This window comes from Reyranella sp., from assembly GCF_965279465.1.
Classification (GTDB): Bacteria; Pseudomonadota; Alphaproteobacteria; order Reyranellales; family Reyranellaceae; genus Reyranella.
The window spans coordinates 6663813-6683350 of sequence record NZ_OZ257242.1 but is presented as its reverse complement, the minus strand read 5'-3'; the positions used below and the strand labels follow the sequence as shown (position 1 = coordinate 6683350).

Sequence of the window (19538 nt, the reverse complement as noted above, 5' to 3'; positions counted from 1 at the left end):
AGTGCCGCTCATCTGGCGCTCGCCTACGCCTCGCCGGTCTGCTGGCCGCCCTCGCGCCTTCGCGGCCGCTTTCTCCAGCCGCTAGTTCGGGCGCCCGCCCATGATCGGCGGAAGGATGCTGGCGGGATTAGTCAGCAGCCTGCCGGCCAGCTCGGCTGCCCGTTTCCTGCTCATGTAGTAATGCAGCCAGCCGTAGCGCTCGTCATTGAGATGCAGGGCGACTTGATCTGGAGAGCGATGGGTGACAGCGATCTCGCCCCCTTCTTGCCGCACGTGCCTTCCGCCCTTCGGCAACGGGACTTTGTTTTCTTGGTGTCTCGGCTTCATGCGAGCGCGCAGGGTGCCAAGCTTGACGATCAGCGAGTCAATCCCGGCAGCATCGAATTGATAATCCACCTCGGGATTCTCCTTGATGCGGAATCGCACCTTTCGAGAGTCGTCAGTCAATTCGAGCCGGAACGTCGCCATGGTCGTGTGTCCTCTCTTAAACCGTCGTTCCAACGATGCTACCCGTGAACCCGGTCAGATCAACGTTCGCGACGCCGACGATCGCCTTGCCGGCAGCACCGCCGGCGCCGCCTGCCCCGCCTTCGCCGTTCCAGATGCCGCCGGTCGCCGAAGTGCCCGAAGAGCCCGCAGCGCCCGCCGTGGCGTAGCTGCCGGCAGAGGCGCCGCCGTTGCCGCCGTTGCCCGAGACGACGGGTCCTTCCGATGTGCCGGTCTCGCCGGTTCCGCCGTTGCCGGCGCCGCCATCACCGCCCTGCACGAGATGGCCCGTGGTGAGCGATTCCACGACGACCTCGTAGTAGGAGCCACCACCGCCACCACCGCCGCCGCCGCCGCCCTTGCCGCCGCGGATCGTGCCGGCGCCGGTGATCGTGAGCGGGCCGGTTGAACTGTCGAGCGCGGTGCCGCCGGGGCCGCCCGCAGTGCCGGGCAGGCCGTCGCCGGGGTCCTCGAATGCCGGAGCCGGGGTGCCGCCGATGCCGGCCGCGCCAGCCGCGCCGGTGATGCCGGAGAGGTTGCCTTCCATCTCGAGAAAGATCGGCGCGCCGACCGGCCAGGAGCCGCGCACGATCGCGACGTCGACGTCGCTGGCCTTGGTGAAGGTCACCTTCTGCGCCGCCAGGCCGGTGTAGTCGTTCTCGTTCGCCTTCGCCCGCAGGTTGACCGTCGGGCCGTCATCATTGGTGATGGAGATCACGAGATCCGGCGTATCGATGCCGATGGGCACATCCGGCAGGTCGGGCAGCGGGTCGTAGACTCGCGGGTCGTCGTAGAAGGCCACGATCCCAAAAGTCGATTGATCCCGCGGTGTCACCTGCTTGACCTTGAGCGGTTTCGCGTAGGCCTCGCCCGGGCCGAACTGCACCCAGGTCCGCTCCTTGTCGCCGCCGATCAGGATTTCGGGCAGGTCGCCGGGGTCCGGTACCGTGAGCTTGAGCTTGTTCGTTTGCCCGCTGACCTTGGTCGCGACGAACGGTCCGGCTTTGCGGCCGAGACTGTCGCGTACGGCGGCATAGTGCGTGCCGCTGCCGAACGACGGATTGTCGGCGCAGGTGAATATCGGCGCGTTCGGGTCGGTGTCGTCGTAGTCGATGACCTCCAGCGTCTGCCCGTAGTTCGGCACGTCGTGGCTGAAGCTGATGCCGTCGCCGAAGGTGACCGCTTGCCCCTCAGCCGGCACAGACACGGCAATCGGCGCGCGACGGTAGCGGTCGGAGCGCCACAGGTTCCACAGCACCGCCCATGCCTGCTCGCGGTTGCCGACACCGTAAAGCGTCACCTGGCTCGGCCGTTCTTGCGCCGAATCGTCGAATGCGACCGTCAGCTCGAGCGGTTGCCATATTCTTTGGTCGATATAGCTGCCCGTCAGGCAATCTGGCGCCGTGCCGTCCGGCATCGCGTAGGTCGCGCCGAAGCTGCCGGCGATGATGTTACGTGGCGACACCATCGCGACCGGCGCCGCGGACGGAAGGTCGCGCACGAGGTGGGCCTTGTTGCCCTGCGTCACATGCACCGCCACGACCGACCCGGCCACGCGGGCCAGTTGTTCCTGTGAGGCCAGCTGGCCATCGAACACGAAGTCGAAGCTCCAGCCCTTCTCCTCGAAGTCCTCCTTGTGGTCGTACAGCTCGGCCAGTGCGATCTGGTCGTCGCGCAACCGGCCGCCGTTGCTGGTGCGCGCGATGTAGGCATAGGCATCGCACGGGCTGCGCGTGGCGCTGCGCACCGTCGTCATTGCGCCGGCCTCGGGGTCCCAGGTCTCGAGCTTGCGCGTCGCGACCAGATTGAAGCGGCGGGACTGCGCCGAGTTGAGCGCGGCCCCGGCTTTCATCCGGAGCGCGATGGCTGTCATTCCGTCGAACGTGCGGCGGCCGATGACGCGGCCACGGAGACCGATCCAGTTCAGCTGATGGCCGGCCTGCAGGCTGGTGTCTTTCGCGTCGGTCCGCTTGAGGCGGACCTGCCAGCGACCGGCTGTCGGCAGCGTCACCGGGCCGATGGTGACCCGCTGGTAGTCCTGAGACGTGCGCAGGAACGTGATCGGGTCGAAGGTCTCCCACACATCGGGGTCGCCGACCGCGATGCCGAGGTCGTCGATTTCCTGCGCCTCGTATTCGAAGGTGACCTCGCGACCGTCGAGGCCCGTCGACACCGGGTTGTAGGCCCAGAGACCGCGCGGGCAGCCGACGTCGATCTCGATGGTGCCGATGGTCGTGCCGGCCGGGTTGGCGGCGTAGGGACCAGCCCACGGGCTGCCCTCATCGGAGTCCAGCAGCTCGATGTCGGCGAGGTCGGCCGATGTGATCCAGCGTTCGTCGGCGATGTCGGTGTCGGACAGTTCGCCGGGCTCGATGACGTAGTATTCGATGTCTTCGTAAGAGCTGAGCGGGGTATCACCGAGCTTTAGCGAGTCTGTGTCGATTTCAAATTCGCCGATGCCGAGGCCGACGATGTGGTGCAGATACTGATCCGTGGAGGAAGAAACCGCCGCGTCGTAATCTTCATATCTGACGTAAGGCGATGCGACAAAATCGGGAAAGAGCCGGTTCCGCCCAAGAGGCTCGGGGATCACCTGATTCAAGCGGGCGAAGTTTCCTTGCGCCGTCAGATTGTAGACGGGCGAGCTGGCGGGCGTTGCGTTCGCGTAGCCGGTCCCGCCGGCTGAGGGCGCCGACGGCTGCGCAAAGAGGGCCAGCAGGCCGTAGCTCACGGCGCCGACGATGGCGGAAGCCAGCAGGCTGCTGACCGCGCCGGCCGCGAGAGTGCTGCCGAACAACGCACCGCCCGCCCCTATCAGCCCCGCCGTACCGGCCGCGCCGAACAGCGCGCCACCGATGCCCGCCGTGAGCACTGTAACCGCCGCGATGGCCGCGATGGCCAGCACGATCCGCAGGACGCCGCCGCCGCCCTCCGGCGGCTTCGGCAGGAAAGCAACGACATCATCCGGACCAACGACCGTGCGCTTCCACTGCGCGCGGGTCAGCCAGCGATCGTTGAAGCGACACACCGTTGACCGGCTGAACTCACGCACCTGCCGGCGGCCATATGCGCCGCCCGGCCGGCAGACCCGCGTGTATGGCCGCAACCCCTTGTGCCGCTGCACCAGCCGCCGCACCGTCACCGGGCGGTCGAGCCGCCAGATGCTACGCTTCGACGTATCGAACGCATCGCGTTGGTGGACCAGAACACCCATCAGACCTCCGGAGTGAAGTAGCCGCGCACGCGCCATGTCTGCATGGCGAGATGTCGGGCGTCGTGAAGGACAGAACCGCCTTCGCAGCAATGCAGCGTCGCCTTCAGGTCGGCGACCCAGATGCCGACGTGCGTTGGGTCACGAAGCCGGCCCATGAAGACCGCATCGCCGTCACGCGGCTTCGCGACGGGATGCCAATCATATTCGGCGGACCACCGCGGGAAAGCCTGTGCGATCTCACGCCACGACGGTGGCGTTGCCAGCAGGGGAATTTCTCTTCCGAAACGCTCGCTTTGAACTCTCCTGAAAAACGACCAGCAGTCGTAGCGCTCTGGCCCCTGCGCGCCGCGTTCGTAGGGAGCGCCGATGTAGGCTGTGACCCAGTGCATCAGCGACCAGCCAGGCCGGGAAACTCTGCCAGAGTGTATTTGCGGCGCGGGAATCCGACTCGCAGGTCCACCCCGGTCCGCGCCTTTACGACGACGCTGAGCATGTCGACTGTGATTTCGCTCGCCTCGAACGACGGCGGCGGGTCCATCTGCGGCCCGTCGGCGATGGCGGTGTCGAGATAGGGCCGATAGATCAGCGTCAACGGCTTTCCAGACGACACAGCGAGGTCGAGGTAATGCAGCAGTGCCCGGTTCACGCCATCGATGGTGATCTCGATCTCGGGCGTCGTGCCGGGCTCGATTGCGGGCAGGGCGAACGTGAAGGCGATGGCGCGCCAGGTTACCCACTGGCCGCCCTTGATCGGCGCGCCGGCTTCGAGTGGCGCCTGTAAATCGTCGCTGCCCTGCACCAGCCAAATCGAATCCGGCTCGCCGCTGTCGTCGGTGAAGTCATCGTGCCGCACCTCGATCGTGCTCCAGACGATTTCCTCCGCTGGCGCCAGCGCATTGGCCTCGGCGAGGACATCGGACAGCGACGGGTCAGGCATGGTGCACGCTCCTCAAAACAGGGACCAGTTGGGTGGCGTCGGGCGCCGGCTGCGGGTCGGTCGCCGTCATCAAGCCGCCCGGAGGTCGTGCCGTTCGTGGAAATCCCGCCAGGAGCGGAGCCAAGCCGTCGGCGCCCGCTTCCGTGGCTCCCGAACGAACACCGTCGGCGTCGCAGAAACGGAGGCGATGCGGTCGACCAGGCCCGCCGCCAGAGCCTCGCGGGCCGTGAAGTGTCGCTCCTCGCTCATCCATTGCCGAACGTCGGCGGGCTGCGCATCGGGCAGATATTCGCAGATGGCTCGGAAGTGCTCGGCGGCTGTCCGCGCCCGCTCGTCTGCGGATGTTCTGTAGCGGGGCGACGGCGCGGGAAAGTGCACCATCATGGAACCGCCTTCGCAGATCCTGCGCTGATCGCCGGCGAGCGCGACCAGTGCCGCCGCACTGCAGGCCTCACCCAAAATCGTGGTGACGACGGCGTGGGCGCTTTCTTCGATCTCGAGGGCGATGGCGATGGCCGAGCCATACCGGCCGCCGGGCGAGTTGATTCGCAGGTCTACCACGCCCTTTGCCGAGCGGATGGCCGCGGCGACGCGGGCGCCTTGGGCTTCGGTAAGTGGGCCGGTCAACTCGACGACTTTGGTCATCGAATCTCCTTGGCGTCTTTTCCGCGCTTCACCATCAGTCGCCAGTCTTCAGCGCCCATGCCGGGCTTTGCCTTGGTGTTGCGCAACGCGATCCACGCCGAACCGTCCCAGCTGACTACGGTTCCGCGCTCGTGCCCGTCGACCTCGGGTTGCCACACTCCGGCATAAACATCGCCGAAGTTCGGCTTCGTAGCCTTCACTGCAGCGAGCTCGGTCTCGAGTGCGGCGATGCGATCGGCGAGCGGGCCAATGAGCTTCGCCTTGACGGTCGAGAAGTTCGTGGTGAAACCATCTTCGAGGATTTTGAGCAGCGTTCTGAATTTGACCGGCCGATCGCCAAGCCGGTCCATGACGGCCTTGGCCCGCTGCTCCGTCATCTCCTCCGCCGGGGGCTTGCTCATGCGCGGCCTCGACTGTCGTTCGGCTGCCCCATCGCGGCGCCCGACCAGCCCAGGAGCACCGCAAGCGGGTCGGCGTCGTCGAGACGGGCCATCACGGACTCCAAGAGAAGCTCCGCCGCGGAGCTGTCCAAGGCCTTCATTTCGGCCCGGAAGAAATCGCGGCGATAGTCGCCCGGCAGCTCGCTGCTGCACGTCAGTTCGACCGCCAGCGCAATCTGCAGGTGCGCGCATGCGGCCCTGGCCTGCGCCTTCGTCATCGTCGGGCCCTTACTCACTGGATCACCCCAAGGATCTTGCGCTTCGCGACCTCGGCGGGAACGGCGGGGACGCGGCGGTCCGGTGCATGGCGCTCCGCCTTTGCGTTCCACCTGTTCAACGTCGCACACGACCGCGACGCCTCACGTAGCAGGTCGCCGAGCTTGGCTGCGATCTGGTCAATCTCCACATGGGTCGCGGCGAGTTTCTCGCCCTCCCGCTGCGCTGCCTCGTGTTCGGCCTGCAGCTCGACAGCCTTCTCGCGCCGCTCGGCTGCCGCGGCCAGGTTGCCAAGCTCTTCGATCAACGTTGCGCCGCGCTCGACCTGCAGCTTGGCATCGGCGAGCGCGCGACCGTTCTCATGCAGCTGCTCATCGGTGCCAACCAGGAGGAGACGGCGCCGCGCTTGCTCGATCTCGCTCACTTTGGCGCCGAGCGCCGCCATGTCGATCTTGCCGAGGTCAGCGCGAATCTCGGCGCTGGAGCGCTCGGCGGTTGTCGGCTTCGCGAGGGCGGTCAGAAGCTTGGTCAATGCATTGCTCATGTGGACGATGATGTCCGTTTCCAAAATCGCCCGTGTCACGCGTGACCGGATCCAGCTTCGACCTCAATAAAACGCCGATGGCATCGGCAATTTCCGACCTCTCGACCTCGCGGTTTCCGGGCAGCAATCCGAGACTTATCAACAGCTCTTGCTGCGCCACGTCGATGACCAGCTCGACCCGTGCGCAACCCTCCATCGCCAACGCGCGGGACCGGGCTTTGCGCTCCCGTGCCTGCCGTCGCTGGTCGACGGTGCGCTTCATCGGTGCGCCTCGAGGCGAGCGGCGACCTCAGCGAGGGTCATCGGGACGACACCGGGGGGCGGAGGGTTGCGGTTGACCGGCGAAAGGGGCGCGTGCCGCGCGGGTAGGCAGATTTTCGGCGGTGCAAATTGAAGTTTCGGGAATTGCAAATGCGCCGCTGCGTGGTGGGAAGTTCGCAAAACGCTGGCCCGCTTGGACTTTCGGGCCGTGCACGCCGATTTCCTGAGATCCCGAATCTCCCGAAATATTCGCCAGTTTTGAAGGATCGGGAACGCCATTGGATGTCGATGGTGTAAGCATCGGATGGTTGTCGGATGCCTCCAGGCGAGAATCGCGTTTTTTGCTCATTTATGGGCAAAATCCGTGTTTTCGGTTCCCCGAAAATTCCGCACACGCGAAAAAAACCTGCAGATGAGACCCCGGGCGGTGGATTCCCCCAAAGCCCGCCGAATCCCGGTCGTAACCCCCCCCTTGATTTATTCGCGGGAGGATCTCTGAGGCCCCATGCACGGTCCGCGCTCTCCCACTACAGCTCTTCGGGCCTCCCCCCGCGTATGCGAGGGCGGTTGCCGAAGGCGCCTTCCTCGCGCGCCGCCTTCGCGCTGTTGCATTGCCGGGCCATCGGCTGCCAGTTCGCCCGATCCCAGAACAGTCGGGGGTCGCCCTTATGGGCGACACGATGGTCAACCATGTCCGCGCGCCGGCCGCAGCCGCAGGCGCAGAACTCATTGCCGGGCTGCGCCAGGAACTCCTTGCTCTCGCGTTCCCATCGCGCGTCATAGCCGCGCTTGCGAGCGGATGGCCGCTGGCGATCGTAGAGCGCTTTGCGGCGCCGCTCAGCCTCGGCGCGCGGCAGCTGGCCCGGCGGGCGATGACGGGGTGGCATGGTTGGCATGGACGCTCCTTCGGTGGTTGGGACGTTCGGCGGCTGGTCATGGTCGTGCAGGCCGACGCGGTCATCGCCGGGCCTCGCTCGACGCCTCGGGATGGCGCAGTCGGTCGAGCACTCGGCGGCCGATCTGCTGCGCCATGCGGGTGAGGTCACGCGCTGACGATCGCGGATGCTGGGCCGCCAGTTCGTCGAGCACGGCCTGCATTGCCTCGGCGAATGCCTCGATGCGCCGGTCCAGCGGTTCGGCGAGGACCTTGGCAGCAGCAGCCTCGACCATCGCGTCGGCGCCGGGCGGGATCATCGCTGCACCGTCCCGAGCATCGACACACCGGCCGAAAGCTCAAGCCCGCCAACGTTATCGGGCGACGAGGTGGCCGAGATGACCGAGCGGTGGGCGACGGCGGCCGGCTCCCCATGACGCATATGACGCCAGTTCCCCTTATCGGCGTCACGCGCGCGCGCGTAACGGTGATATACGGAAGTCCCGTCATATGCGTCATGGGCCCCGATCATCGGTCGCTCCAATGGGTGTTGAGCTGGCCGGAACGGTCGAGCGCGAGACCTTGGAAGCCGCGCCCACCCATCTTACGGACCGGTTGAAATCCTCGCGTTTCGAGGTTCTGGGCGAAGCGCTTGGCCGAGCCGACGAACTCGCCGGTCCCGTCGGCCCAAGTCTTCCAGGAGGAGAACAGCTCGGCCGACGTGGTCCATGCGTTGGTGTCGCGGACGCACCGTTCGTCGACCCAAACCGCCAGGGCGTCTTCGGATTCGAGGTAAGCGGACGTCGCATCCCGTACGGCCGCCGGAGCGGCGAGGCCATGCTGTTGCCAAGCCAGGCAACCTTCGACCATCCAGCGGAGGATGCCGGGCCATTCTGCCTTGAGCTTGTCGCGCAGGTTGGGGTCGCGCTCCTCGGCTGGGATCGTGACGCTGAACGGTATGAGGTTGAACCGCCGACGGATGGCCTCGTCGACCGACCGCAACGCCGGCTTGTGATTGCCGGCGATCACCAGCTTGAACTGCGGCGTGAACTCGAAGAAGTCCTGCCGCATGAAGCGGGCGGCGATCTTGTCGCCACCGGTCAGGGCCTTGATGCGGCTCTCAGCCCAGCGCCGGCCTTCCTCGGTCTCGACGGCGGTGACCAGCCGAGCACCTCGCAGGCGGGCCAGCTCGGTCGGATGGCGCTCGCCGGTGCTGTGGGTGAAGGTCTCGATGGGCGCCGTCTGGTGATAGTCGCCCATGATGCCGGCAACGGTGTCTATCGCGACCGACTTACCGTTGGCCCCGTGGCCGAAGAGGAAGAACAGGGCGTGTGCCGTGGTGTCGCCGGTGAGGGCGTAGCCGAGCACCCGCTGCAGGAAGGATTGCAGGTCGGCGTCGCCTCCCGTGACTCTGGCAAGGAAGGCGAGCCAGGCCGGACATTCACCTTCGGGTGAGGCCTCGGTCGATTTCGTGCAATGATCGTTTGGGTTGTGAGGACGGACTATGCCCGTTCGGAGATTTATGGTGCCTCGAGGCGTGTTGAGCAGCCAGGGATCTGCGTCCCACTGATCGGAGGTCGCGGCCAGCCTACGGTCGGCCTTGGCGAGTCGCTCGATGGCGGCCACCGTCTTGGCACTCGCGATGACTGCGGCGAGCTTGTCCTTCTTGTGCGGGACCGCCACCGCCGCCTCTCGGCAGACCTCGCGCGCGAAGTCGAAGGCCTGCAGGGTGTCGTCCAGGCACCAATGCGTGCCGCTCCAGTGTAGCCATTTGCCCCACGTCGCGACAAAGCGGAGGTCGTCGGCGTGAAGCTCGGCGAAGCGCAGCGCCAGCGCTTCGTCGGTGAAGTCGGGCGGCCGGTCCTCGGGACGGAACGGGACCGTCGATGCCGCCAAGTCAACCAGCTTGGGCGTTCTGTTCATTCAGCGGCCTCATTCCAGTCCGACTTCCCGCCGCGCGGGGCAGATGGTTGGGCAATGAACACTTCCCGGCTAGCCCCGTGCCAGCGCGCCGCCAGCTTTCGCGCCGCGGTCTGCCCGGTGCCGCTACGATCCGTGTCGGCGTAGACGACCAGGCGTTCGATGCCGGCCACGACAGGCAGTTCAGCGAGGTTGCCGGCATCGATTGCGCACCACATGGGCCGGAACGGACCAAGGGCCTTGGCGACGGCCAGGCTGGTCTCGATGCCTTCGCCGATTCCGAGCTCGGTGGTGACGTCGGCATCGTCAGTCAGCCGGATGACGCCACCGGCCTTGCGATGGCCGGCGAGAAGACGCTTCGGTTTTTCGATCGGCGCCTTGCCGCTGCCGTCAATCGCCAACGCGGTGAAGTGCAACGACATCGGCGTGCCGGTGACGAAGTCGGTCACCAGGCCGACCATCGTCGGCCAAGGGTAGCGAGGCGACGGAGCCAGGTATCGAAGGTCGCCGCCGACGGGGATCTCACATCCGCGGTTCCTCAAGTAGCGCTCCGCGACCGTACCAGGAAGCGGCGCGGCATCGCGCCAGATCAGCCGCCACGAGTCGGATGGTGGAGATGCCGTCGGGCCAGGCGGTGGGGACCTGCGCTGTGCAGGCGTCGGCGGCGTGTCCTTCGGCAGCCCGAGCCACGCCTGTATCTCCTCCAACGCCTCGGGGAGCCTTAGCCGGCGGCAACTCATCCACAGGCTGATGAGGTCGCCGCGTTCGTCGGTCGCGAAGTCCTTCCACGTGCCGACCCACTCGCCGGTTAGGCTCACCTTGAGGCTCTGACCTTCGTCGCCCGCTGTCGAGCCGGCGCGCCACTCGCGGCGATCGAGCTTCCCGGCGGGCAACAGATGTTCGACGACGGCCCGCGCGTGGTTGTTCAGCGCGCGCTTCAGCTCGGGGATGTCGCCGGCGGCGTTCATTCCACCGGCCCTTCGCCGCGTGCCGCGTCGACCAGCTTGGCGAGGGCGGTCTGAAATTCGACCAGCTTCTCGACGCGGATCGAGATCCCGCTTTTCCCTGGCCGCAATTCGTCGCCGCCGTCGACCCGATAGAACACGCGAACGTTGCCAAGGTGGTGACCGCGATATTCGGTCAACTGGAAGCGGTAAACTTCACGGGAGTTTTTCTGTATGTCGCAGATCCAGCGATCGATACCCTCCATCACCGGACCTCCATGTTGAAGCCGGCGGCAGCGGCGACCGCGGCGGCCACACCGGGCAGGAGATTGAAGCGGCGGACGAGAAGACGGACGGCGAGCGGCAATGCTGTTTCGTCGTGGATCTTGGTGCTGATCGTCTTGCGGCGCGCGCAGCTGGCGCTTAAAAGGTCGTTCATCGTTCTGATTTTCCTTCGAGGGGAATGACGGACACGAATTCGAGGGCCGCGGTTTTGGTCGAACCGCGGCCTTCATCGTTTCTGGGTTGTGTTGGTCATGGCCTGGCCTACGCGGCCGACCGATCGTCCGAAGTGCTGGTCAGCTCGCGAGTGCGCGCGGCAGCCCAGGCCAGGGCCTTCGCCGGCACATAGCGGACCGCGCGCTTAAATTTCATATACGGAGGGCCACTGCCCGCGACGCGGTATTTGTTCAGACTTGACGCGGCGAGCGGATAGCCTGCGCTGGTCAGGATCTCCGCCATTTGCTTGGTGTCGACAGGGCGGTCGACATCCACGGTGGGGGCAGGATTGGGCACTTGTTCCTCATCACTGTTAGGGCCGACATTCGCGGCGTGTGATGAGGTTGGATTGCTAAATAATTCGCGCGAAGTCCCGAACTGACAAGCGCAGAAACGGCCCGATTCTATTGCCTTTTAGGCGGCCCAGAAATGGCGCACGCCTAAATGCAGCATTCGCAGAATTCCGCCCGTGCCTATTTAGACGGAGGTCGGCCGAGAGTTGCTTTCAGTTCTTTCGGCAGATTTTGGATCATTTGAGCGCGATCTCGCTGACTGATGCCGGGAAATTCGTGACCTATCGCGACGATCATGGTCCTTTGATCGCGAGGCTGACCCGTTTGCTTGCGCCGCATCATATTGGTCCGGAGCCACTGGTCGGCCATGATGGACGGGGAAAATCTTTCGGCGCGTGCCTGGGGCTTCGCAAGCACGAGAAGGCGCGCGTAGTCCACCTGAACATTGGTAAGGACGGCGAGCGGCGCGGCGTGCGCTTTGCCAGGCTGGCGGCGCTGGATGACGCCTTCGATCCAGAGCGGAACGTGGAACGGATACTCGTCACCGGCGGACGTATTGCCGGCCCGATCAACGATGCGATGCCACCATACCAGCGGCACGGGGTCGTGCAGCTCGGGCCCGAGAACCGCATGATGTTCGATGCCGCGCGTGGGCAGGTCGTCGGCGGAGAAGGCCCGGATCAGGATCGATCGCGCATGCTGGTCGGCCCACGCGACCAAACCGCCGAAGGGCGTCGTTGTTTCGGTGCCGTGTATCGCGCGGACGGCATCTTCGCCTTCTTCTGCGGTCAAACGGCGAGAACGGGGCAGGAGGTGAGACAGGACGTGCTCGCGAGCGCCCTGCAGGGTGATCCACTTTTGGGAGATCAGGGCCTCGGCCTTTCGGTCGAGATCGAGGTAGTCGTCGACCGCCATTCGCTTGGCTTTCATCACGCCACCTCGCTCTTGCGCAGGTTCACGACATTCGCCGGCGGCGGCTCGACGATCGACCGCACCACCGCGGCCAGCCGCTCGAGCGCGTCGCGCTTCTCGGCGATGAATGGATGCTGATCGTAGACGCGGCGGACGCCCGGGATGGCGTGCCCCAAGACACGCTCGGCGATGTCGGGATCGACCTTCGCCCTCGACAGCAGCGACCGCGCCGTCCTCCGGAGATCGTGCACGCGCCAAGGCGGCATCGGCGGAAGGTCGTCTTCGGCGCGTAGCTTGGCGATCTCGGCGTCGAGGCGCTTCTTCGCCTTGGAGAATCCAGAGAATGGCGACGCACCGTGATCCGTCGAAAAGACGAAGCCGCCGGCCTCGCCCGGCCCCTCGCCGATGAGCGCCGCGACGTCGGGAGTGATCGGAATCGCAAAATCGATCTTGGTCTTTGTCCGCGTCGCCGGCACGATCGCCACGTCGCCGACGATCTCGGGCCATTGCAGTCGCGCGACCTCGTTGAGCCGTGCGGCGCTCAACAGCAGCGCTCGCACGAGCCGGACATAGGCCGGCGGGCCGCACTGGTCGAGCGCCTGCCACAGCGTGCGGATCTCGGCGTCGTCGAGGACGCGGTCGCGGCTCAACTCCTTGAGCGTGGTTTGCGCCATGCCCTTCACGATCGGCGAAACGAAGTCGTCGTCGTGGATCTGGTGCCAATTGAACGCGGAGCGCAGGACCCCGAGCACCTTGTCGGCGACACGGCGCGATTGTCCGTCGCTGGCACGCGTCGAGGGCAGGGCCGCGATGCCCTTGAGCAGGTCGGCTATCTCCGAACGCTTCACGGCGTTGACGCGGCGACCGCCGAGCTTCGGACGGACGTGGCGGCGGAGGAGCGACTCCATCTCGGCGACGGAGCGCAGGCGCTTGCTCCTGGCGTGCACCAGGAAGCCGTCGAGAACGTCGTTGACGGTGCGCGCCGTCATCGCCTCGACGCGGCGGGCCTGGCGCTCGGGCAGGGGGTTGCCATCTCCCGCGACGCTGCCGGCATGCTTGAGCGCGGCCTTCCGGGCGGCGTCCGGCGGGATGCCGACGCCGAGCTTGATCCATCGCCGCTTGCCATCCTTGGCGTATCGGAAGCCGTAGGAGAGCCGGCCGGAGGGGAGCCGACGGACGACGAAGCCCAGCACGTCGGTGTCGGTGATGTATTCGCCCGGCTTGAGGGCATCGACGGCGCGTTTCGTGATGGCTTTCTTCATGATGCACCCGCGACCGAAGGCCTTGCTGTGCACCCGTCATGCACCCGTCGGGATGCCAATTCAATCTATTTCGCGGAACGCTGGGGAAAACCGGGGAAAGAGAAAAGCCGCTGCCTGCGGGCTTTTTCGAGAGAAGGACTGGTGCTGGGTGAGGGATTTGAACCCCCGACCTTCGGTTTACAAAACCGCTGCACTACCGCTGTGCTAACCCAGCCCACGCCCGTGCTTGTACCGCACTTTCAAGCAGTCTTCGAGCGCCGCGCCCACTCGTAGGCGGCGACTGCGGCCGCGTTGGAAACATTCAGGGCGGCCAAGGCCGCCTGCGTCGGAATCGTCACCAGCCGGTCGCATTTCTCCGCCGTCAGCCGGCGCAGACCCTCGCCCTCGGCGCCGAGCACAATGCAGACCCGGCCCTTGAGGTCGAGCGTGCCGATCGGCGCGTTGCCGCTTTCGGCGAGGCCGTAGGTCCAGAAGCCGGCTTCCTTGAGCTGATCGAGCGTGCGGGCGAGGTTGACTGCGCGCATGAGCGGCACGATCTCGAGCGCCCCCGAGGCGGCCTTGGCCAGCACGCCGGTATCGGCTGGCGCGTGGCGCTCGGTGACGATCACGGCCGCCGCGCCGAACGCCGCCGCCGAGCGCAGGATCGCGCCGACATTGTGCGGGTCGGTCACCTGGTCAAGCGCCAGGACCAGCGCATCGTCGCCGCAGCGCGCCACGACGTCCTCCAGGGTAGGCTCCTCGAGCGGTGAGGTGAGGATCGCCAACCCCTGGTGCACCGCGCCGGCGGGAAGGCGATGCGCCAGCTCGTCGCGCCCGAGAATTTGTGGCGACCTGCCGGTGAATTCGGCGGCGTGGCGTTCGGCGACCTCCCGTGTCGCCAGCAGGCGCTCGACCCGCCTCTCGGGATTGGCGAGGGCGGCCAGCACCGGGTGGCGTCCATAAAGCCATACGGATTGGTGGCCGCCGCGGGACGGTTTGGAGGGACGTTGGGGGCGAACGGTCATCGGCGGAGCTTGTAACGGGATTTGGCGCTTGACGTAACTCATTGGATTTGCGAGCAACGCGCCGCCCGCTTCAACGGGTTGAACAGGCTAAAACCCGCGTTGCATACCGCAGGTTCGGAGGGGTGGCCGAGCGGTCAATGGCAGCAGACTGTAAATCTGCCGACTTCGCGTCTACGAAGGTTCGAATCCTTCCCCCTCCACCAGCGGTTTGCAACGCGAGGTTTGGCACTGTTCAGGAATTGCGGGTGTAGCTCAATGGTAGAGCAGAAGCCTTCCAAGCTTACGACGAGGGTTCGATTCCCTTCACCCGCTCCAGATTTTGAGGCATCACGAGGGTCGTGACACCATGACGAAGGCGAAGTTTGAGCGGAACAAGCCGCACTGCAACATCGGGACGATCGGGCATGTCGATCACGGCAAGACGTCGCTGACGGCGGCGATCACGAAGATCCTGGCGAAGACGGGCGGGGCGACGTTCACGGCGTACGACCAGATCGACAAGGCGCCGGAAGAGCGCGAGCGCGGCATCACGATCTCGACGGCGCACGTCGAGTACGAGACGACGAACCGGCATTACGCGCACGTCGACTGCCCGGGCCATGCGGACTACGTGAAGAACATGATCACGGGTGCGGCGCAGATGGACGGAGCGATCCTGGTGGTGTCGGCGGCGGACGGTCCGATGCCGCAGACTCGCGAGCACATCCTGCTGGCGCGGCAGGTCGGCGTTCCGGCGCTTGTGGTGTACATGAACAAGGTCGACATGGTCGACGATCCGGAGTTGCTGGATCTGGTCGAGCTCGAGGTGCGCGAGCTGTTGAAGAGCTACCAGTTCCCGGGCGACGACATTCCGGTGGTTCGGGGCTCGGCGCTGATGGCGCTGGAGGACAAGGCGCCGGAGCAGGGCGAGCAGTCGATCCTGAAGCTGATGGAAGAGGTCGACAAGTACATCCCGCAGCCGACGCGCGACAAGGACAAGCCGTTCCTGATGCCGATCGAGGACGTGTTCTCGATCTCGGGCCGCGGCACGGTGGTGACGGGTCGCGTGGAGCGCGGGATCGTGAAGGTCGGCGAGGAAGTGGAGATCGTCGGGCTGAAGGCGACGGCGAAGACGACGGTTACGGGCGTGGAGATGTTCCGCAAGCTGCTGGACTCGGGGGAGGCGGGGGACAACATCGGGGCGCTGCTGCGCGGCATCGGGCGCGAGGATGTCGAGCGCGGCCAGGTTCTGGCCAAGCCGGGGTCGATCACGCCGCACACCAACTTCGAGGCCGAAGCCTACATCCTGACCAAGGAAGAGGGCGGGCGGCACACGCCGTTCTTCACCAACTACCGTCCGCAGTTCTACTTCCGCACGACCGACGTGACGGGCGTGGTGACCCTGCCGGAAGGCACCGAGATGGTGATGCCGGGCGACAACGCCCGCCTGGTGGTCGAGCTGATCCAGCCGATCGCCATGGACGAGGGCCTGCGCTTCGCCATCCGCGAGGGCGGCAGGACCGTCGGCGCCGGCGTCGTTACCAAAGTCGTGAAATAACCAAAAAATAGGTTATAAGCACGAGACTGCAGGAGTGTAGCTCAGTTGGTAGAGCGTCGGTCTCCAAAACCGAAAGTCGGGGGTTCGAGTCCCTCCACTCCTGCCAAATCTTTCTGAAAGAGAGCATGACGAAGAACCCAGTCGAGTTCGTGCGCGAGGTTCGTGCCGAGGTGGCCAAGGTCACCTGGCCGACCCGGCGCGAGACCATGATCACCACCAGCATGGTTTTTATCTTCGTCGTGATTGCGGCGTTGTTTTTTCTTGTCGCCGACAAGATCATAGGCTTCGTCATCAAGACGTTGCTCGGGATTGCCTGAAATGCCTCATCGCTGGTACGTCGTTCACGCCTATTCGGGTTTCGAGAACAAGGTCGCCGCATCGATCCGCGAGCAGGCGGAGAAGAAGGGTCTGGCCGAGGAGATTTCCCAGGTCATGGTGCCGACCGAAGAGGTGGTCGAGGTCCGTCGGGGCTCGAAGGTTCAGACTGAGCGCAAGTTCTTTCCGGGTTACGTCCTGGTGAAGATGGATCTCAATGACGAGACCTGGCATCTGATCAAGAACACCGCGAAGGTCACCGGCTTCCTGGGCGGCGGCGGTCGCGGCAAGCCCGTCGCCATCTCCGAAGCGGAGGCCGGCCGGATCCTGAAGCAGGTGCAGGAGGGCGTCGAACGGCCCAAACCCGCCGTCAGCTTCGAAATCGGCGAGCAGGTCAAGGTGGCCGATGGGCCGTTTGCCTCGTTTAACGGCACGGTTGAGGATGTGGACGAAGAACGGGCACGTTTGAAGGTGGCCGTTTCGATCTTCGGCCGGTCGACCCCGGTCGAACTCGACTACGCGCAGGTGGAAAAGCTCTAAATCGGCCCCATATTACGCCGTCGAACAATCAAAAAATCGGGGGGTTGTGAAGCGCGGGGGAGTTTGCTACACCCCGCGCCCTTGGAGGGCTGGCCGATGGGCCGGCCTTTTCTCGTGAGGCTGTTCGGGTTTAAAGATCCTTTCGGATCAAGGACTTGAGCGGAACAGAGGTGTGGGAGGCCGGCCCTGGCCGAACCACGCCGCCCAACAGAAAGGGAAATCAGTGGCCAAGAAGATCCAAGCCTACGTCAAGCTGCAAGTGCCGGCCGGCAAGGCCAATCCGTCGCCGCCGATCGGGCCCGCGCTTGGTCAGCAGGGCGTCAACATCATGGAATTCTGCAAGCAGTTCAATGCTCGCACCCAGAAGATGGAAGTCGGCATGCCGATCCCCACGGTAATCACCGTGTTCCAGGACCGCAGCTTCACCTTCGTCACCAAGACGCCGCCGAACACCTACTTCCTGAAGAAGGCAGCGGGCATCGAGGCTGGCGCGAAGACGGTCGGCACGCAGATCGTCGGCAAGGTGACCAGGGCGCAGATCGAGGAGATCGCCAAAGAGAAGATGCCCGATCTCAACTGCGATACCATTGAGTCGGCAATGGCTCAGATCATTGGCTCGGCCCGCTCGATGGGCCTCCAGGTGGTGGAGTAAGCCATGGCCCAGGGAAAGCGTTTCAAGGCAGCCGCAGGCGCTGTCGACCGCGAGAAGACCTATCCGCTCGATGAGGCGGTGAAGCTGGTCAAGGCGAACGCCAAGGCGAAGTTCGACGAGACCATCGAGGTCGCCATGAACCTCGGCATCGACCCACGCCACGCCGACCAGGCGGTGCGCGGCATGGTCGAGCTGCCGAGCGGCACCGGCAAGACGGTGCGGGTAGCGGTGTTCGCCCGTGGCGCCAAGGCCGATGAGGCCAAGGCCGCCGGCGCCGATCTGGTCGGCGCGGAGGATCTCGCCGAGAAGATCAACGGCGGCGAGATGAATTTCGACCGCTGCGTGGCCACGCCCGACATGATGGGCGTCGTCGGCCGTCTCGGTAAGGTGCTGGGTCCGCGCGGCCTGATGCCGAACCCCAAGCTCGGCACGGTCACCCAGGACGTCACCGCTGCGGTGAAGGCGGCCAAGGCCGGCTCGATCGAGTTCCGCGCCGAGAAGGCTGGCATCGTTCATGCTGGCGTCGGCAAGGCCTCGTTCAGCGAAGAAGCGATCACCGCCAACGTCAGGGCGCTGGTGTCCGCGATCAATCGCGCCAAGCCGAGCGGCGCCAAGGGCACCTTTATCAAGAAGGTGTCGATCAGTTCGACCATGGGACCGGGCGTGAAGCTCGACCCCGCCACCGCGCTCAACAGCTAGGCGCGGCGGCACGTCATCGAGTTTCGTCGCTCATTCCGGTGAGCGGCGGGAAACCTGTCCGAGACCGCAGGTGCTTCGCTCTTTCAGGAGCAAGCCTAATGGGGAAACCCGCCAGCGCAGACGGGGGCAAGGGAATTTCCGCTCGCATGTGAATGCGGGCGTCGGTGCCCGAACTTCCGGGGCAGGCGAGCAAGGCCATCGGTCTTCGTTCGCGTGAACCGCCAACGAAGGCTGTGGTCTCAACGCAGCCGGTCCGGTCTGGATCCTCCAGAACGGGCCTTAATTGGAGAAAGCCGTGAATCGTTCGGAAAAGGCCGAAGCGATCGCCGAGCTGAACCAGATCTTCAAGGACGCGAACCTGATGGTGGTCACCCGCCAGTCAGGTCTCACTGTCCAGGAAGTGACGGACCTGCGCCGCAAGGTCAGGGCAGCCGGCGCCAGCTACAAGGTCGCCAAGAACAGACTCATGCTGCGTGCCCTCGACGGCACGGCCTTCAAGGCGCTCGGACCCATGTTCACGGGTCCGACTGCCATCGCTTACTCCAAGGATCCGGTCGCTGCGGCGAAGGTCATCTCGACCTTTGCCAAGGACAACGAGAAGCTCAGCATCGTGGGCGGTGCGTTGGGCGAGAACACTCTGGACGTCGCAGGCGTCCAGGCTCTCGCCACGCTGCCTTCCCTCGACGCTCTGCGCGGCAAGATCATCGGTCTCATCCAGGCCCCGGCGACGAAAATCGCGGGCGTTCTGGCGGCACCGGCCGGTCAGGTCGCTCGCGTGTTCAGCGCCTATGGAGCCAAGGAAGACAGCGAGAAGGCGGCGTAAGTCGCAGTTCGTATCGACATCACGTTTCAGAAGTTCGGGAATACCAGGAGATAGAAATGGCCAATCTGGAAAAGCTGGTCGAGGAGCTCTCGACCCTGACGGTGCTCGAAGCCGCTCAGCTCAGCAAGTTGCTTGAAGAGAAGTGGGGCGTCAGCGCTGCCGCTCCGGTCGCGGCCGCCGCCGCTCCGGGCGCTGCTGCCGCTCCGGTCGAGGTGAAGGACGAATTCACCGTCATGCTGACGGCCGTCGGCGACAAGAAGATCAACGTCATCAAGGCGGTGCGCGAGATCACCGGCCTCGGCCTCAAGGAGGCCAAGGACCTGGTCGAGGCGGCGCCGAAGGCGGTCAAGGAGTCCGTGCCGAAGGCCGACGCCGAGAAGCTCAAGGCGAAGCTCGAGGCCGAGGGCGCCAAGGTCGAGCTCAAGTAGGACAGTTACCGGTCGGGCCGGCCTCTTCGGAGGCTGGCCCCATCGGGCCTCTTTTCCAAGCGGACGCGGGTTCACGTGAATCTGGGGTCCGTTT

General features: G+C 65.3%; 26 protein-coding genes and 4 tRNA genes. 10 read left to right on the top strand and 20 right to left on the bottom strand.

The genetic code is table 11. The features are described from left to right. Nucleotides 1-81: 81 nt before the first annotated feature. The 20 genes from ACQY8M_RS32520 to rlmB all read right to left on the bottom strand — a co-directional run bounded on the left by ACQY8M_RS32520 (nt 82) and on the right by rlmB (nt 14372). Nucleotides 82-468, bottom strand: a complete 387-nt coding sequence (locus tag ACQY8M_RS32520) for a hypothetical protein (RefSeq protein ID WP_428665069.1) — start codon at nt 466-468, stop codon at nt 82-84. Between the two features lie 16 nt (nt 469-484). Beyond that, nucleotides 485-3700 carry a host specificity factor TipJ family phage tail protein gene (locus ACQY8M_RS32515; protein WP_428665066.1) on the bottom strand — a complete coding sequence of 1072 codons (3216 nt, stop codon included), beginning with the start codon at nt 3698-3700 and terminating at the stop codon, nt 485-487. Then, nucleotides 3700-4089 (bottom strand): NlpC/P60 family protein, encoded by a 390-nt coding sequence (locus tag ACQY8M_RS32510; RefSeq protein WP_428665064.1) that lies wholly within the window; start codon nt 4087-4089, stop codon nt 3700-3702. Before ACQY8M_RS32510 ends, ACQY8M_RS32515 begins: the two co-directional genes overlap by 1 nt. Then, nucleotides 4089-4637 carry a DUF1833 family protein gene (locus tag ACQY8M_RS32505; protein ID WP_428665062.1) on the bottom strand — a complete coding sequence of 183 codons (549 nt, stop codon included), beginning with the start codon at nt 4635-4637 and terminating at the stop codon, nt 4089-4091. Before ACQY8M_RS32505 ends, ACQY8M_RS32510 begins: the two co-directional genes overlap by 1 nt. A gap of 69 nt (nt 4638-4706) precedes the next feature. Continuing rightward, a complete protein-coding gene (locus ACQY8M_RS32500) occupies nt 4707-5282 on the bottom strand; it encodes an ATP-dependent Clp protease proteolytic subunit (protein WP_428665060.1) in 576 nt (191 codons plus the stop codon). Continuing rightward, nucleotides 5279-5683 carry a hypothetical protein gene (locus ACQY8M_RS32495; protein WP_428665058.1) on the bottom strand — a complete coding sequence of 135 codons (405 nt, stop codon included), beginning with the start codon at nt 5681-5683 and terminating at the stop codon, nt 5279-5281. The genes ACQY8M_RS32500 and ACQY8M_RS32495 overlap by 4 nt, the downstream gene beginning before the upstream one ends. Beyond that, the gene (locus tag ACQY8M_RS32490; RefSeq protein ID WP_428665056.1) at nt 5680-5940 is read right to left on the bottom strand and encodes a hypothetical protein; all 261 of its coding nucleotides are present in this window, start codon (nt 5938-5940) and stop codon (nt 5680-5682) included. Before ACQY8M_RS32490 ends, ACQY8M_RS32495 begins: the two co-directional genes overlap by 4 nt. Nucleotides 5941-5954: 14 nt before the next feature. Continuing rightward, nucleotides 5955-6470, bottom strand: a complete 516-nt coding sequence (locus ACQY8M_RS32485; protein ID WP_428665053.1) for a hypothetical protein — start codon at nt 6468-6470, stop codon at nt 5955-5957. After that, a complete protein-coding gene (locus ACQY8M_RS32480) occupies nt 6400-6744 on the bottom strand; it encodes a hypothetical protein (RefSeq protein WP_428665051.1) in 345 nt (114 codons plus the stop codon). Before ACQY8M_RS32480 ends, ACQY8M_RS32485 begins: the two co-directional genes overlap by 71 nt. A 526-nt stretch (nt 6745-7270) precedes the next feature. Beyond that, nucleotides 7271-7639: an HNH endonuclease gene (locus ACQY8M_RS32475; RefSeq protein ID WP_428665048.1), complete on the bottom strand. Its 369-nt coding sequence runs from the start codon at nt 7637-7639 to the stop codon at nt 7271-7273. A 61-nt stretch (nt 7640-7700) separates the two neighbouring features. Beyond that, nucleotides 7701-7937: a hypothetical protein gene (locus ACQY8M_RS32470; RefSeq protein ID WP_428665045.1), complete on the bottom strand. Its 237-nt coding sequence runs from the start codon at nt 7935-7937 to the stop codon at nt 7701-7703. Between the two features lie 208 nt (nt 7938-8145). Continuing rightward, on the bottom strand, nt 8146-9540 hold the full coding sequence (locus tag ACQY8M_RS32465; RefSeq protein ID WP_428665043.1) for a phage/plasmid primase, P4 family: 1395 nt from the start codon (nt 9538-9540) through the stop codon (nt 8146-8148). Then, nucleotides 9537-10505, bottom strand: coding sequence for a DUF7146 domain-containing protein (locus ACQY8M_RS32460; protein ID WP_428665040.1), 969 nt, complete (start codon nt 10503-10505; stop codon nt 9537-9539). Before ACQY8M_RS32460 ends, ACQY8M_RS32465 begins: the two co-directional genes overlap by 4 nt. Continuing rightward, nucleotides 10502-10747, bottom strand: a complete 246-nt coding sequence (locus tag ACQY8M_RS32455; protein ID WP_428665037.1) for a transcriptional coactivator p15/PC4 family protein — start codon at nt 10745-10747, stop codon at nt 10502-10504. The genes ACQY8M_RS32460 and ACQY8M_RS32455 overlap by 4 nt, the downstream gene beginning before the upstream one ends. Next, entirely contained in the window at nt 10747-10920 is a 174-nt protein-coding gene (locus ACQY8M_RS32450; protein ID WP_428665034.1) for a hypothetical protein, read from the bottom strand. Before ACQY8M_RS32450 ends, ACQY8M_RS32455 begins: the two co-directional genes overlap by 1 nt. Nucleotides 10921-11027: 107 nt before the next feature. Continuing rightward, nucleotides 11028-11276, bottom strand: a complete 249-nt coding sequence (locus ACQY8M_RS32445) for a hypothetical protein (protein WP_428665032.1) — start codon at nt 11274-11276, stop codon at nt 11028-11030. Nucleotides 11277-11452: 176 nt separating this feature from the next. Beyond that, nucleotides 11453-12202, bottom strand: a complete 750-nt coding sequence (locus ACQY8M_RS32440; protein ID WP_428665029.1) for a hypothetical protein — start codon at nt 12200-12202, stop codon at nt 11453-11455. Next, the gene (locus ACQY8M_RS32435) at nt 12202-13446 is read right to left on the bottom strand and encodes a tyrosine-type recombinase/integrase (RefSeq protein ID WP_428665026.1); all 1245 of its coding nucleotides are present in this window, start codon (nt 13444-13446) and stop codon (nt 12202-12204) included. Before ACQY8M_RS32435 ends, ACQY8M_RS32440 begins: the two co-directional genes overlap by 1 nt. Nucleotides 13447-13585: 139 nt before the next feature. Then, nucleotides 13586-13660, bottom strand: a tRNA-Thr gene (locus tag ACQY8M_RS32430). A 25-nt stretch (nt 13661-13685) separates the two neighbouring features. Then, the gene (rlmB, locus tag ACQY8M_RS32425) at nt 13686-14372 is read right to left on the bottom strand and encodes a 23S rRNA (guanosine(2251)-2'-O)-methyltransferase RlmB (protein ID WP_428665023.1); all 687 of its coding nucleotides are present in this window, start codon (nt 14370-14372) and stop codon (nt 13686-13688) included. A gap of 194 nt (nt 14373-14566) precedes the next feature. On the opposite strand from rlmB, the gene ACQY8M_RS32420 reads away from it, so the two are divergent. The 10 genes from ACQY8M_RS32420 to rplL all read left to right on the top strand — a co-directional run bounded on the left by ACQY8M_RS32420 (nt 14567) and on the right by rplL (nt 19444). Next, nucleotides 14567-14653 (top strand) — tRNA-Tyr (locus ACQY8M_RS32420). A gap of 38 nt (nt 14654-14691) precedes the next feature. Continuing rightward, nucleotides 14692-14765 (top strand) — tRNA-Gly (locus ACQY8M_RS32415). A 31-nt stretch (nt 14766-14796) separates the two neighbouring features. Beyond that, on the top strand, nt 14797-15987 hold the full coding sequence (tuf, locus tag ACQY8M_RS32410; RefSeq protein WP_428664991.1) for an elongation factor Tu: 1191 nt from the start codon (nt 14797-14799) through the stop codon (nt 15985-15987). 30 nt (nt 15988-16017) lie between these two features. Then, a tRNA-Trp gene (locus ACQY8M_RS32405) sits at nt 16018-16093 on the top strand. A gap of 19 nt (nt 16094-16112) precedes the next feature. Next, complete coding sequence (gene secE / locus ACQY8M_RS32400; RefSeq protein ID WP_428665020.1) at nt 16113-16304, top strand: preprotein translocase subunit SecE; 192 nt, start codon at nt 16113-16115, stop codon at nt 16302-16304. A gap of 1 nt (nt 16305) precedes the next feature. Then, nucleotides 16306-16842, top strand: coding sequence for a transcription termination/antitermination protein NusG (gene nusG, locus ACQY8M_RS32395; protein ID WP_428665017.1), 537 nt, complete (start codon nt 16306-16308; stop codon nt 16840-16842). 223 nt (nt 16843-17065) lie between these two features. After that, nucleotides 17066-17494: a 50S ribosomal protein L11 gene (gene rplK / locus ACQY8M_RS32390; RefSeq protein ID WP_428665015.1), complete on the top strand. Its 429-nt coding sequence runs from the start codon at nt 17066-17068 to the stop codon at nt 17492-17494. Nucleotides 17495-17497: 3 nt separating this feature from the next. Continuing rightward, nucleotides 17498-18193 carry a 50S ribosomal protein L1 gene (gene rplA, locus ACQY8M_RS32385; RefSeq protein ID WP_428665013.1) on the top strand — a complete coding sequence of 232 codons (696 nt, stop codon included), beginning with the start codon at nt 17498-17500 and terminating at the stop codon, nt 18191-18193. A gap of 295 nt (nt 18194-18488) precedes the next feature. Then, the gene (gene rplJ, locus ACQY8M_RS32380) at nt 18489-19016 is read left to right on the top strand and encodes a 50S ribosomal protein L10 (RefSeq protein ID WP_428665010.1); all 528 of its coding nucleotides are present in this window, start codon (nt 18489-18491) and stop codon (nt 19014-19016) included. Between the two features lie 56 nt (nt 19017-19072). Then, the gene (gene rplL / locus ACQY8M_RS32375; RefSeq protein ID WP_428665007.1) at nt 19073-19444 is read left to right on the top strand and encodes a 50S ribosomal protein L7/L12; all 372 of its coding nucleotides are present in this window, start codon (nt 19073-19075) and stop codon (nt 19442-19444) included. Nucleotides 19445-19538: the final 94 nt, after the last annotated feature.

Bases quoted from the DNA above. Each gene is read 5' to 3' on its own strand.
- ACQY8M_RS32475 (WP_428665048.1), bottom strand. From the start codon at position 7,639: ATGCCAACCATGCCACCCCGTCATCGCCCGCCGGGCCAGCTGCCGCGC.
- ACQY8M_RS32520 (WP_428665069.1), bottom strand. From the start codon at position 468: ATGGCGACGTTCCGGCTCGAATTGACTGACGACTCTCGAAAGGTGCGA.
- ACQY8M_RS32440 (WP_428665029.1), bottom strand. From the start codon at position 12,202: ATGAAAGCCAAGCGAATGGCGGTCGACGACTACCTCGATCTCGACCGA.
- rplL (WP_428665007.1), top strand. From the start codon at position 19,073: ATGGCCAATCTGGAAAAGCTGGTCGAGGAGCTCTCGACCCTGACGGTG.
- rplA (WP_428665013.1), top strand. From the start codon at position 17,498: ATGGCCCAGGGAAAGCGTTTCAAGGCAGCCGCAGGCGCTGTCGACCGC.
- tuf (WP_428664991.1), top strand. From the start codon at position 14,797: ATGACGAAGGCGAAGTTTGAGCGGAACAAGCCGCACTGCAACATCGGG.
- ACQY8M_RS32470 (WP_428665045.1), bottom strand. From the start codon at position 7,937: ATGATCCCGCCCGGCGCCGACGCGATGGTCGAGGCTGCTGCTGCCAAG.
- ACQY8M_RS32495 (WP_428665058.1), bottom strand. From the start codon at position 5,683: ATGAGCAAGCCCCCGGCGGAGGAGATGACGGAGCAGCGGGCCAAGGCC.
- nusG (WP_428665017.1), top strand. From the start codon at position 16,306: ATGCCTCATCGCTGGTACGTCGTTCACGCCTATTCGGGTTTCGAGAAC.
- ACQY8M_RS32465 (WP_428665043.1), bottom strand. From the start codon at position 9,540: ATGAACAGAACGCCCAAGCTGGTTGACTTGGCGGCATCGACGGTCCCG.
- ACQY8M_RS32450 (WP_428665034.1), bottom strand. From the start codon at position 10,920: ATGAACGACCTTTTAAGCGCCAGCTGCGCGCGCCGCAAGACGATCAGC.
- ACQY8M_RS32455 (WP_428665037.1), bottom strand. From the start codon at position 10,747: ATGGAGGGTATCGATCGCTGGATCTGCGACATACAGAAAAACTCCCGT.
- ACQY8M_RS32435 (WP_428665026.1), bottom strand. From the start codon at position 13,446: ATGAAGAAAGCCATCACGAAACGCGCCGTCGATGCCCTCAAGCCGGGC.
- ACQY8M_RS32500 (WP_428665060.1), bottom strand. From the start codon at position 5,282: ATGACCAAAGTCGTCGAGTTGACCGGCCCACTTACCGAAGCCCAAGGC.
- ACQY8M_RS32490 (WP_428665056.1), bottom strand. From the start codon at position 5,940: ATGACGAAGGCGCAGGCCAGGGCCGCATGCGCGCACCTGCAGATTGCG.
- ACQY8M_RS32515 (WP_428665066.1), bottom strand. From the start codon at position 3,700: ATGGGTGTTCTGGTCCACCAACGCGATGCGTTCGATACGTCGAAGCGT.
- ACQY8M_RS32480 (WP_428665051.1), bottom strand. From the start codon at position 6,744: ATGAAGCGCACCGTCGACCAGCGACGGCAGGCACGGGAGCGCAAAGCC.
- secE (WP_428665020.1), top strand. From the start codon at position 16,113: ATGACGAAGAACCCAGTCGAGTTCGTGCGCGAGGTTCGTGCCGAGGTG.
- ACQY8M_RS32460 (WP_428665040.1), bottom strand. From the start codon at position 10,505: ATGAACGCCGCCGGCGACATCCCCGAGCTGAAGCGCGCGCTGAACAAC.
- ACQY8M_RS32505 (WP_428665062.1), bottom strand. From the start codon at position 4,637: ATGCCTGACCCGTCGCTGTCCGATGTCCTCGCCGAGGCCAATGCGCTG.
- ACQY8M_RS32510 (WP_428665064.1), bottom strand. From the start codon at position 4,089: ATGCACTGGGTCACAGCCTACATCGGCGCTCCCTACGAACGCGGCGCG.